The 12,279-nt window shown below is 67.2% G+C and carries 8 protein-coding genes and 1 pseudogene; 5 read left to right on the forward strand and 4 right to left on the reverse strand.

The genetic code is table 11. The features are described 5' to 3' along the window. The first annotated feature begins 18 nt into the window (after nucleotides 1-18). A pseudogene (locus NWF24_RS20605) lies at nucleotides 19-2,623 on the forward strand (FtsX-like permease family protein). A 13-nt stretch (nucleotides 2,624-2,636) separates the two neighbouring features. Here NWF24_RS20605 and NWF24_RS20610 read toward each other — a convergent pair. After that, entirely contained in the window at nucleotides 2,637-5,138 is a 2,502-nt protein-coding gene (locus NWF24_RS20610; RefSeq protein WP_258350150.1) for a penicillin acylase family protein, read from the reverse strand. Nucleotides 5,139-5,247: 109 nt separating this feature from the next. On the opposite strand from NWF24_RS20610, the gene NWF24_RS20615 reads away from it, so the two are divergent. The 4 genes from NWF24_RS20615 (at nucleotide 5,248) to NWF24_RS20630 (ending at nucleotide 9,114) form a co-directional block, all read left to right on the forward strand. Continuing rightward, on the forward strand, nucleotides 5,248-6,333 hold the full coding sequence (locus NWF24_RS20615; RefSeq protein WP_258350151.1) for a PLP-dependent cysteine synthase family protein: 1,086 nt from the start codon (nucleotides 5,248-5,250) through the stop codon (nucleotides 6,331-6,333). Further along, the gene (locus NWF24_RS20620) at nucleotides 6,333-7,403 is read left to right on the forward strand and encodes a lipocalin-like domain-containing protein (RefSeq protein ID WP_258350152.1); all 1,071 of its coding nucleotides are present in this window, start codon (nucleotides 6,333-6,335) and stop codon (nucleotides 7,401-7,403) included. Before NWF24_RS20615 ends, NWF24_RS20620 begins: the two co-directional genes overlap by 1 nt. A gap of 361 nt (nucleotides 7,404-7,764) precedes the next feature. Further along, nucleotides 7,765-8,307, forward strand: a complete 543-nt coding sequence (locus NWF24_RS20625) for a DUF4399 domain-containing protein (RefSeq protein ID WP_258350153.1) — start codon at nucleotides 7,765-7,767, stop codon at nucleotides 8,305-8,307. Nucleotides 8,308-8,640: 333 nt separating this feature from the next. After that, nucleotides 8,641-9,114 carry a YXWGXW repeat-containing protein gene (locus tag NWF24_RS20630; RefSeq protein WP_258350154.1) on the forward strand — a complete coding sequence of 158 codons (474 nt, stop codon included), beginning with the start codon at nucleotides 8,641-8,643 and terminating at the stop codon, nucleotides 9,112-9,114. 53 nt (nucleotides 9,115-9,167) lie between these two features. On the opposite strand, the gene NWF24_RS20635 is transcribed toward NWF24_RS20630, so the two are convergent. The 3 genes from NWF24_RS20635 to NWF24_RS20645 are packed head-to-tail and all read right to left on the reverse strand — an operon-like array spanning nucleotide 9,168 to nucleotide 12,279. Then, nucleotides 9,168-10,154, reverse strand: a complete 987-nt coding sequence (locus NWF24_RS20635) for a branched-chain amino acid ABC transporter permease (protein WP_258350155.1) — start codon at nucleotides 10,152-10,154, stop codon at nucleotides 9,168-9,170. A 10-nt stretch (nucleotides 10,155-10,164) separates the two neighbouring features. After that, the gene (locus NWF24_RS20640) at nucleotides 10,165-11,040 is read right to left on the reverse strand and encodes a branched-chain amino acid ABC transporter permease (protein WP_093057828.1); all 876 of its coding nucleotides are present in this window, start codon (nucleotides 11,038-11,040) and stop codon (nucleotides 10,165-10,167) included. Between the two features lie 42 nt (nucleotides 11,041-11,082). Beyond that, nucleotides 11,083-12,279, reverse strand: a complete 1,197-nt coding sequence (locus NWF24_RS20645) for an ABC transporter substrate-binding protein (RefSeq protein WP_093057829.1) — start codon at nucleotides 12,277-12,279, stop codon at nucleotides 11,083-11,085.

The following is a 12,279-nucleotide window of genomic DNA, read 5'->3' on the forward strand; positions in this document are numbered from 1 at the left end:
CGCCGCGACAATTGCCCGATGCGCGCATTGCTCACCACCTTCTCCTGGCAGGAACTCCGCCACCACCCCTGGCGCAACGCGGCGGCCGTGCTGGCCGTGATGCTCGGCGTGGCGCTGGCCTTCTCGGTGCAGTTGATCAACGCGTCGGCGCTCGACGAGTTCGCGAGCGCGGTGCGCTCGGTCAACGGCCAGCCTGACCTGGAAGTGCGCGCCGTGCAGGGCGGCTTCGACGAGGCCGTGTTCGAGCGACTGGCCCGGCACCCGCAGGTGGCACTGGCGAGCCCCGTGGTCGAGTTCCAGGGCCTGGCGCTGGCCGGCGAGCGCCAGGTGCCGATGCGCGTGATCGGCGTCGATGCGCTGGTGCTGCCCACCATCGCGCCCGCGCTGATGCCGCAGGCCACGGCCGGCGCAGACCGCTTCTCGCTGTTTGCGCCGGGCCATGTGTTCCTCAACGCCGCGGCCCGCAGCGCGCTGGGCCTGCCGACGGAAGCACCCGCCGGAATGGCGGAGACGATGCAGTTGCGCAGCGGCGATGCCTGGCAGAGGCTCAACGTCGCCGGCCATGTCGCAGCCAGCGGCACGGCGCTCGCGGTAATGGACATCGCTGCCGCGCAGGAGCTGTTCGGCCAGATCGGCCGGCTCAGTCGCATCGACCTGCGACTGACGCCCGGCACGGACAGGGCCGCCTTCATGGCCTCGCTGCAGCAGTCGCCGGGCTGGCCAGCAGGCGTGCAGTTTGCCGAGCCCGGCGATGCGGCGCAGCGCGTGAGCAACCTGTCGCGCGCCTACCGCGTGAACCTGACGGTGCTGGCGCTGGTGGCGCTGTTCACGGGTGCGTTCCTGGTGTTCTCGGTGCTGGCGCTCAGCGTGGCCAAGCGCGCGCAGCAGTTCGCGCTGCTCGGCGTGCTGGGCCTCACGCCGCGCGAGCGGCTGCGGCTGGTGCTGGCCGAATCGCTGGTGCTGGGGCTGATCGGCAGTGCAGCCGGTCTCGCGCTGGGCACGGCGCTCGCGGCCTTTGCGCTGCGCGTTCTGGGCGGCGATCTCGGCGGCGGGTATTTCGAAGGCGTGGCGCCCACGCTGCACTGGAGCGCGGGCTCGGCGTTGTTGTACGGCGGGCTGGGCGTGCTGGCCGCGCTGGTCGGCGGCTGGTGGCCCGCGCGCGCTGCGCAGGCGCTGCCCGAAGCGCAGACGCTCAAGGGCCTGGGCGCCGCGCCCACGCAGGGCAACGGCCACTGGCTGGCGTTGGGGCTGATCGCGCTCGGCGCGGTGCTGGCCAACGTGCCGGCCATCGGCGGCATTCCGGTGGCGGCGTACCTGTCGGTGGGCTGCCTGCTGGTCGGAGGCATCACCGCCCTGCCCTGGCTGATCGCGCTGCTGTACGACCGAGTGGCGCCGATGTTCGCGCGACACGTGCTGCCGATGCTGGCGGTCGAGCGCGCGCGCCGCATGCGTGGCACGGCGGCAGTGGCGGTCAGCGGCGTGGTCGCGAGCCTGAGCCTGGCGGTCGCGCTGACAGTGATGGTCGCGAGCTTTCGCGATTCGGTAACGCACTGGCTCGACGTGGTGCTGCCGGCCGACCTGTACGTGCGCGCCACCTCGGGCGGGCGCGGCAGCAACAGCGGCAACAGCAGCAGCACCGACACCGCTACCTTCTCGCCGGCCTTCGTGCAGTCGCTGGCGCAGCTGCCCGGCGTGGCACGCACGGGCACGCTGCGCACGCAATCGCTTCAGCTCGATGCAACACGGCCCACCGTGACGCTGATCGCGCGCAGCCTGGAAGGTGGGGCGACGCAATCGCTGCCGCTGGTGGGTGCCGCGCTGCCCGTGCCCGAGGGACAGATCGGCATCTATGTGAGCGAGCCGATGGTGGAGCTGTATGGCGCGAAGCCGGGCACGGCGTTCACGCCGCTGTCGGATGCAATGGGCCTGCGGGCGGGCTCGAAGAAAGCTCAGACATTCTTCGTGGCGGGCGTGTGGCGCGACTACGCGCGGCAGTTCGGCACGGTCACGATGGATGCGCGGGACTTCGAGCGCATCACCGGCGAGCGCAATGTGAGCGACGTGGCGCTGTGGCTTGCGCCCGGGGGCGTCGGAAGGCGCGGTGCAGACTGCGGTGCGCGCCTTGGCGGCACGCCAGGGCGGCTCGTCCGCCGAGTCCGTCGAGATCGCATCGGTGGGGCAGATTCGCGCGACCTCGCTGCGTATCTTCGACCGCAGCTTCGCGGTGACCTACTGGCTGCAGGCGGTGGCCATCGCCATCGGGCTGTTCGGCATTGCCGCGAGCTTCAGCGCGCAGGTGCTGGCGCGGCGCAAGGAGTTCGGGCTGCTCGCGCACCTGGGCTTCACGCGGCGACAGGTGCTCGCGGTGGTGGCGGGCGAAGGCGCGGCCTGGACGGCCATCGGCGCCGTTGCCGGGCTGGGACTGGGGCTGGCCGTGTCGGTGGTGCTCGTGAAGGTCGTGAACCCGCAGAGCTTCCACTGGAGCATGGACCTGCTGGTGCCATGGGGCCGCCTGCTGGCGCTGTGCGCGGCGGTGGTGGCCGCCGGCACAGTGACGGCCTGGATGGCAGGCCGGGCCGCCGCCGGCAAGGACGTGGTACTGGCGGTGAAGGAAGACTGGTAGCGCCCTCGGCGTCTCAACGCGCCGGAGTCAACTGGATACGCTCCACCGTTTCCTTCTCGACAGCCCCCCGGCTGTAGACCAGCGGCACGTACTTGCCTTCGAGCCACAGCGGCGCAAGGTCGCGGTAGTTCGGGCTCTCCGGGTTGCCCGACTGGCCTGGCGTGTTGATGACCCGCGAGGCGTCCCAGTTGCCCACGTCCAGCACCATGCGAAACGATGCGCCCGCCGTCAGCTTGTAGTCGCTGGCCCGGTAGGTCGCCGCCATCGGCGTGAAGGAAGAACCGGACATCGGCCAATCGCCCACGTCGAGCTTCTTGCGCGTGGCGGCATCGACCACGCCGCCGAGCGGATGGCGGAACTCGGCACGGTGCAGGGCGCCCCACTTCCACGCCGCAGGGTCGGGGCCTAGCTTTGCACCGAGCTCCTGCATCGCTGCTGGCAGTGTCTTCAGCAGCAGTGCGTCACGCTGCTCGTTCGTAACCCAGCCGAACGGGTTTTCGAGCAGCAGCACCATGCGGGTGTTGTCGCCGGGCGCGGCCAGCGCGGCGCCCGCATCGCCCGCGCCGGCCTTGAGCACGGCGGCGCGCAGGGGCTTGCTGCTCCACACCTCGTACAGCGCGGCAGCAGCGCTGTCGCGGTCCATGGAGCCGTCCCAGCCCTGCAGCATGCGCAGCGCGGTCGCCGTTTGCGCGTCGTCGCTGCGCAGGCCGGCGAGCAGCTTCAGCACGCGCTGCGCGGGCGTCGCGACGATGTCGTTCTGCATGCGCTCCGAATCTTCGACGGAGAAGCGCGAGCCTGCCGCCACCTTGGCCGCGAACAGCTCCTTGAGCCGCCGCGCCCGCGCCGCGTCGCTCCACTCGTAGCCCACGCCCTTCTTCGCGGCGGGATGGTCGGGCGGAATGTTGTTCTCGTTGGCGGTCACCACATAGCCGCGCGACGGGTTGAACTCCGAAGGCAGCTCGTCGCCGTTGCGGAAGCCCGACCACTCGTAGCGCCCGTCGCCGGGCACCGGCATCAGCCCGTCCCAGTTGGGCCGGATGGGTGTCAGGCCGCCGGGTATCCAGCCGACGTTGCCGCTGGTGTCCGCATAGACCTGGTTCTCGCCCGGCGCGCCCCAGCGGTTCATGGCCGCGCGGAACTGATCCCAGTTGCGCGCGCGCATGTAGTCCATGGAACCGAAGTACGGCGCCATGCCGGGCTCCAGCCACGCCGCGCGCAGTGCATATGCGCGCTGCTTGCCCGGTTCGGACAGCAGCACCGGGCCATGGCGCGTGAAGGTGTTGACCACCTCGCGCGGCGCGCTCTCACCCTTGACCGCGATGCGTTCGGTGACGCGCACCATCGGCTCCCAGCGGCCCTGGTAGCGGTACTCGTTGGCATTGCGCGGGTTGAGCTGATACACGTACAGGTCTTCCTGGTCCATGTAGAAGCGCGTGAGGCCGAAGGCGATGGTGCCGTTATGCCCGATCGACAGACCAGGCAGGAAGGGCTCGCCCGCGCCGATGGCGTCCATGCCCGGTGCGCTCAGGTGCGTCATGTAGCGCAGGCTCGGCGCGCCGTGCGCACGGTGCGGGTCGTTGGCCAGGATGGGCCGGCCGGTTGACGTGAGCTTCGGCGAGATCACCCAGTTGTTGCTGCCATAGGCGCCGGTCGGGTCGCCTTGCGAGGCCTGCAGCTGTTCTGCTTCATCGCTGCCCGGCAGTTGGGCTACCGATGACACGAGCCGCGTGTTGGCCTTGGTGAACTGCGGCGACTCGGTCGCGCGCATGTAGGCCGCGCGCAGTTCGGCCGCGGGAATGGTGCATGGGTCGAGCCCCGGTGGCACGCGCGGGTTGATCGGCGGATCGAGTTCGCGGCGCAGCCAGTCGGCCTTGATGCCGGCTCCGCCCGCGCAGTACGCACGGGCGCGATCGATCTCCGACGTGAAGTTGAGCGTGAGGCCGTGATGCCGGATGCGCACCACGTCTTCGGGCGACCACGTTGCCGGCTGGTAGCCCAGCAGCGCGAACTCCGGCGGCAGCAACGAGGGCTGCGCGCGCACCTGCGCCACATAGGCATTGACGCCGGCCGTGAAGGCCTCGGCCACGCGCTTGGCGTCGGAGCCGTAGGCCAGCCACTCGCGGTACATGTCGCCGCGATAGAGCACGGCGCGCGCGGCGCGGTCGTTCTCGACCCAGGCGGGGCCGAAGTCCTTCGCCATTTCGCCGAGGCCGCGCTTGCGCCAGAGATCCATCTGCCACAAGCGGTCGCGCGCGGCGATGAAGCCCTGCGCCACAAATGCGTCGTAGAGCGTGCCCGCATAAAGATGCGGCACGCCCCAGCGGTCGACCAGCACCTCGGCCGGCTTCTCGAGCCCGGGCACAGCGAACGATGAGGAAGGACGCGTGGGCGTCTGCGAACCGGGAGGCCCCGACGCGCAACCCGCAAGCACGAAAGCTGCGAGCGCAACAACGCCGAAGGAATGCCTTTGACCTAACGAGCGCCGCGATGCGGGGCGCAGGTTTGTTCTTTTCATGTGTCTCGTCTCCTGCCTTGTTGTAGATGGCAGGGCACAGTATCCCGATTTGCGCGCCTCATCGCACCTTGTGGGCGTTACAAGGCATGACTTGTAGACTGGCGCCGATATGCAGCAGCAAACACCTTCCACCTCCTCGTCTTACTGCAGCGGCTGGCTCGGCGGCGCAATCCGTCGCATCGAAGCCGACTACCAGCGCAGTGCCGACACGCACCTGATCCCGCTGCCCTTGCCCTCGTTCGCCGCGCACGGCATCGACATGTACCTGAAGGACGAATCGACGCACCCGACCGGCAGCCTCAAGCACCGGCTCGCACGTTCGCTCTTTCTCTATGCGCTGTGCAACGGATGGGTGCGCGAAGGCACGACCATCGTCGAGGCCTCCAGCGGCTCGACGGCCGTGAGCGAGGCCTACTTCGCGCGGCTGCTGGGCCTGCCCTTCATCGCGGTGATGCCGCGCACCACTTCGCCCGAGAAGATCGCGCAGATCGCCTTCTACGGCGCGAGCTGCCACTTCGTCGACCATGCCGCGCAGGTGTACGAAGAAGCCCGCGCGCTTGCCGAGCGAAGCGGCGGCCACTACATGGACCAGTTCACGTATGCCGAGCGCGCGACCGACTGGCGCGGCAACAACAACATCGCCGAGAGCATGTTCCAGCAGATGTCGCGCGAGCGGCATCCGGTGCCCAAGTGGATCGTCGTGGGCGCGGGCACGGGCGGCACCAGCGCGACCATCGGGCGCTACCTGCGCTATCGCTGCCACGACACACAGGTGTGCGTGCCCGACCCCGAAGGCTCGGTGTTCTCGGCCTACCACCGCACGGGCGACGCCACGCTGACGGCCGCCGGCTCGCGCATCGAGGGCATTGGCCGTCCGCGCGTGGAGCCGAGCTTCATCCGCACGCTGGTCGACCGGATGATCGAAGTGCCGAACCTCGATTCGGTAGCGGCCATGCATGCGCTGTCGGCGCTGCTGGGGCGCAAGGTCGGGCCGTCGACGGGCACCAACTTCATCGGCATGCTGGCCGTGGCGCAGGAGATGCGCGCGGCCGGGCAGCAGGGTTCCATTCTTTCGCTGCTGTGCGATGCGGGCGAACGCTACCTGCCGAGCTACCACGACGCAGCGTGGGTGCAGAACGCCTTCGGCGACATCGGGCCGGCGCAGAAGCGCATCGATGCGCTGGTGGCGTCGTGATGTCTCCCCTGCCACTGCTGTCGCGCCGCGGCCTGCTGCTGGCGGCGCTCGCGGCGGGGCCGCTGGCGGCATGGGCATTGCCCGAGCGCCGGCTGGAGTTTCCGCGCGACTTCGGCAGCCACCCTGACCTGCACACCGAGTGGTGGTACATCACCGGTCATGCGAAGACGCCGGCAGGGCGCGAGTTCGGCTACCAGGTGACCTTCTTCCGCTCGCGCGTCGAGGCCACGCAGGGCATGCGCTCGGCCTTCGCGGCGAAGCATCTCGTGTTCGCGCACGCGGCCGTCACCGACCTGCAAGGCCGTGTGCTGCTGCATGACCAGCGCATCGCACGCGCGGGCTTCGGCGTAGCGGAGGCAAGCACGAGCGACACCGACGTGCGCATCCGCGACTGGTCGCTGGTGCGGGAAAAAGACGGCATCTACGTCGCGCGCATTCCGGCTGGCGAGTTCTCGCTTGACCTGCGCTTCACGCCGACGCAGCCGGTGCTGCTGCAAGGCAATGCAGGCCTCTCGCGCAAGGGCCCCGACGAATCGCAGGCGAGCTACTACTACAGCGAACCGCAGCTCAAGGCGCAAGGCAAGCTCACGCTCAAGGGACAGTCCTTCGACGTGGGCGGCACCGCATGGCTCGACCACGAATGGAGCGAGGCGCTGATGCACCCCGAGGCCGTGGGCTGGGACTGGATCGGCATGAACCTCGACGACGGCAGCGCCCTCACCGCCTTCCATCTGCGGCGCAGCGACGGCAGTGCGCTGTGGGGCGGCGGCTCGTTCCGCCCGCGCGATGGCGCGGCTCGCATCTTCAGGAACGACGAAGTGCGTTTCGAGAGCCTCAAGACCTGGGACAGCCCGCGCACGCAGGCAAAGTACCCGACGCAATGGCGCGTACAGACGCCCTCTGGCAGCTTCGAGGTGCGCGCCCTGCTCGACGACCAGGAACTGGACAGCCGCGGCTCGACTGGCGGCGTGTACTGGGAAGGCGTGAGCGACCTGCTCGATGCGCAAGGGCGCCGCGTGGGGCGTGGCTATCTGGAGATGACGGGCTACGCTGCGCCGCTGCGGCTGTAGCCTTTGTGCGTTTCTAGGGGCGTGTGTTCGTTCGGGGTGCGTGCGAATGACACCTGGTACTCCCCTCCGCGAATGTCCCCCGCCTTCGGCTCCTCCTTTATTTCGCTGCGGGGAGTACCCGGTGCCATTCGCACATGAGCGCGGCTCTTGTGCCGGCCGATCGACCGCTGCGTCCATCGATCACGTCGATGGTTTGCTCTGCGCAGCGAAATAAAGGAGAAGGCCGCAGGCCGGGGGACATTCGCGGAGCAGAGCACACCGTCGGCGTGAGCGCGCCCCAAACATCGCAACATCAACACAACATTCCAAAAAGAGAACGGTAGAGTGCATCCGCTTTTCGGCCGGAATCGTAAGTCCCCCCATGAACACCCATCACCACCTGAAAACGCCCGTCATCGCCAGTGCCTTGCTGTCGATCAGCACCTCCTTCGCCATCGCAGCGCCGCCCGACGTCGCGCTCAAACCGCTGGAGACCACGGAATCCGTGATCAGCGACATCAGCGCGAACGATCGCACGCGCCCTTTCCTGCCCGGGGAAAAACTGCTGTACTTCACGAACATCAAGAACGGGGACCAGGTGAAGTCACCGTTTCGCGTCGCGTTCGTGGCTTCGGGCATGGGGGTCTCGCCCGTGGTCGCCGGCGACATCAAGAACACCGGTCACCACCACATCCTGATCGACATGCCGCTACCGGTGGATATCAAGGCGCCGATTCCCTTCGACAAGCCCGACGAGTACCTGCACCAGCACTACAAGCACTATGGGAACGGAGAAACGGAGGCCGTGCTCGACCTGCCGCCCGGCAAACACAAGCTGCGCTTGCTGTTCGCCAACCACGCGCACGTGCCGTACTACGTGGCCAGCCGGGAGATCGAAATCACCGTGCTTCCGAAGGCCAACTAGCAGCCCTCGCGACAGGCGCTACACGCTCCTCGACAAAATCCGGACTCAAGGAAACAGGACACCGTACATCATCTATGGGGGCTCGAATGCCAACGGTCAGAAAGTCGAAGCTCGAAATCGAGGCGCCATTGGTTTGACAAATAGCCCCCCAGAGCTATTCGAGTACGTTCTTTCGGCGCTTGCCATTCATCCGAATCGAATTTAGAGGTCACTGGCCACAGCCACCGCTGAAGCTGTAACTGTTGTAGCGGCGTAGAAGAACTGACAACCGGACGACTCCCCCGCGCGTTGGGAAAAATTACCAGAACCGTCCTAAGACAGAGGAGCCCCATCATGAAAATCCGAATCGCAGTACTGGCCATGGCCGGCGCCCTTTCAATCCTTGCGAGCCCCCTTGCCGCCAACGCGCAGGTCTCGGTGAACATCAATGTGCCCGGGCTGGTGATGACAGCACCGCCGCCGCCACGCTACGAACCCCTGCCACCGCCGCGCGGCGGCTTCGTCTGGGTACCGGGCCGCTGGGCCTGGGACGGCCGTGCCTACGGATGGCGTCCGGGTGGCTGGCAGCCCGAGCGCGCAGGCTACGCCTATGCCCCGGGCCGCTGGATCGAGGACCGCGGCGGCTGGCGTTGGACCGAAGGCGACTGGCGCCGGCGCGAGGCGTACCGTGAAGCGCGCCGCGAACGCGAGTGGGAAGAAGAGCATCGCCGCCGCGACCACGATCGCGACTATCGGCGCGGCCATGACCACGATCGCGACCGCGGCGATTTCTGCCCGCCCGGCCAGGCGAAAAAAGGCAACTGCTGATGCAATGAAAAAGGGAGCCTCGGCTCCCTTTTTCATTGCAGTTGCCTTGCTTGCTATTTGGCTCGTCGCCGCTCGATGAACGCAATGATCTCGCCCATGATCCCCTTGCGGAATGCCAGCACGCAGATCACGAAGATCAGGCCCGTGACCATGGTCACCGACTCGCCCAGCGTGTTGAACCAGTCGATCGTCGTGATGCGCGCCAGGAAGTTGCCGAGTTCGCCGATCTTGTTCTCCAGCAACACCACCACAGCCGAGCCCACCAGCGGACCCGAGAGCGTGCCGAGGCCGCCCACCAGCGTCATCAGGATGACTTGGCCCGAGGCGGTCCAGTGCACGTCCGACAAAGTGGCAAAGCCCAGCACCAGCGTCTTGAGCGAACCGGCCAGGCCCGACAGCGCCGCGGAGATCACGAAGGCCAGCAGCTTGAAGCGGCTCACGTCGTAGCCCAGCGACAGCGCGCGCGGCTCGTTCTCCTTGATGCCCTTGAGCACCTGGCCGAAGGGCGAGTGGATGGTGCGCACGATCAGCAGGAAGGCCGCGACCACGATGACCAGCGCGACGTAGTACATCGTGAGGTCGTTCGACAGGTCGATCAGGCCAAAGAGCTTGCCGCGCGGCACGCCCTGCAGGCCGTCTTCGCCGCCCGTGAACTTGGCCTGCAGCGCGACGAAGAACATCATCTGCGCGAGCGCCAGCGTGATCATCGCGAAGTAGATGCCCTGCCGGCGGATGGCCAGCACGCCGAACAGCCAGCCGAGGAAAGCGCCGGTGAGCGTGCCGGCGATCAGGCCAAGCTCGGGCGTGAGGCCCCAGACCTTGATCGCATGGCCGGCCACATACGCGGAGCCGCCGAGGAAGGCCGCATGGCCGAACGACAGCAGGCCCGTGAAGCCCAACAGCAGGTTGAAGGCCGCGGCGAAAAGTGCGAAGCACATCAGCTTCATCACGAACACCGGGTAGGCGCCGAAGAACGGCGCCAGCAGCAGCGCGACCAGCAGCAAGACGTAGACGACGGTGGAGATTTTTTTCATGTTCATGCCGTTCGCCTTATTTCTCTTTGCCGAACAGGCCGGCGGGGCGAATCAACAGCACGATGACCATGATCACGAACACAACCGTAGACGATGCCTCGGGATAGAAAACCTTGGTGAGCCCTTCGATCACACCGAGCCCGAGGCCGGTGAGGATGGCTCCCATGATCGACCCCATGCCGCCGATCACCACCACGGCGAACACCACGATGATGAGGTTCTGCCCCATCAGCGGCGACACCTGCATCACCGGCGCGGCCAGCACGCCTGCGAAGGCCGCGAGCGCGCAGCCGAAGGCGTAGGTCAGCGTGATCATCAACGGCACGTTGACGCCGAAGGCTTCCACGAGCCGCGGGTTCTCGGTGCCGGCGCGTAGGTAGGCACCCAGGCGCGTCTTCTCGATCACGTACCAGGTGGCGAAGCACACCACGAGCGAGGCAACGACCACCCAGGCGCGGTAGTTCGGCAGCACCATGAAGCCAAGGTCGGTGGCGCTCGACAGCGCATCGGGCGCGTCGTAGGGCAGCCCCGACACGCCGTAGATCGAGCGGAACACGCCCTCGATCAGCAGCGTGAGCCCAAGCGTGAGCAGCAGGCCGTAGAGGTGGTCGAGCTTGTAGATCCAGCGCAGCAGCAGGCGCTCGATGAGCACGCCGAAGATGCCGATGACGACGGGCGCCGCGATCAGCATCACCCAGTAGTTGACGCCGAGGTACTCCATCGCCATCCACGTGAGGACAGCGCCGAGCATGAACAGCGCGCCATGCGCGAAGTTGATGACGTTCAGCAGGCCGAAGATCACCGCCAGCCCGAGGCTCAGGATGGCGTAGAAGGAGCCGTTGACCAGCCCCAGGAGGAGCTGGCTCAAAAGCGCGGGAAGGGAAATGGTCATAAGCGTTTCAACGAACCCGGGCGGCTGCGCGCCCGCGGGGGATCACTTCCAGAGGGCGCACTTGCTCTCGGCCTTCGTCGTGAAGACCTCTTCGCCCTTGAGCTTCTGGATTACCTTGTAGTAGTCCCACGGCTGCTTGGATTCGGCCGGCGACTTGACCTGCACCAGGTACATGTCGTGCACGAAGCGGCCGTCGGCGCGCACGGTGCCCTTGGCGTAGAAGTCGTCGATGGGCGTGGCCTTGATCGTCTCCATCACCTTGTCGGCATCGACCGTCTTGGCAGCCTGCACGGCCTTCAGGTAGGTCATGGTGGCCGAGTAGTCGGCTGCCTGGATGTCGGTGGGCATGCGCTTGGTCTTCTCGAAGAAGCGCTTGCCGAAGGCGCGCGTCTTGTCGTCGAGGTTCCAGTCCCAGCTGGTGGTGAGCAGCAGGCCTTCGGTGTTCTTCAGGCCCAGACTGTGCACGTCGGTCACGAACACCAGCAGGCCGACCATCTTCATGGTCTTGGTGATGCCGAATTCCTTGGCCGCCTTGATCGAGTTGATGGTGTCGCCGCCTGCATTGGCCAGCGCCAGCACCTGGGCCTTGGAGTTCTGCGCCTGCAGCAGGAACGAAGAGAAGTCGGAGGTGTTGAGCGGATGCTTCACGCTGCCCACCACCGTACCGCCCTTCTCTTTCACGACCTTGGAGGCATCGGCCTCCAGCGCCTGGCCGAAGGCGTAGTCGGCGGTGAGGAAATACCAGCTCTTGTCGCCGCGCGCAATCACCGCGCTGCCGGTGCCCTTGGCCAGCGCCACGGTGTCGTAGGCGTAGTGCACGGTGTAGGGGCTGCACTGCTCGTTGGTGAGCGCCGAGCTGCCCGCGCCGTTCACGACGAACACGCGCTTCTTCTCCTGCGCCACCTTGGCCATGGCCAGGGCGGTGCCCGAACTGGTGCCGCCGAACAGCATCGTCAGGCCCTGCGTGTCGATCCATTCGCGAGCCTTGGAGGCGGCGATGTCGGCCTTGTTCTGGTGGTCGGCCTGCAGCAGCTCGATGGGCATGCCGTTGACCTTGCCGCCGAAGTCGTCGATGGCCATCTGGATCGCGAGGGCGCCGTTCTTGCCCTCCACGTCCGCGTAGAGGCTCGACATGTCGGTGATGAAACCGATCTTGACCTTGTCCTGGGCCTGCGCGGCGCCAACGGCCATGAGGCAGGTAGCGGCGAGGCAGGCAGAGGCGATGAGCGTGCGTTTCAT

This window comes from Variovorax paradoxus, assembly GCF_024734665.1.
In the GTDB taxonomy this organism is placed as follows: domain Bacteria; phylum Pseudomonadota; class Gammaproteobacteria; order Burkholderiales; family Burkholderiaceae_C; genus Variovorax.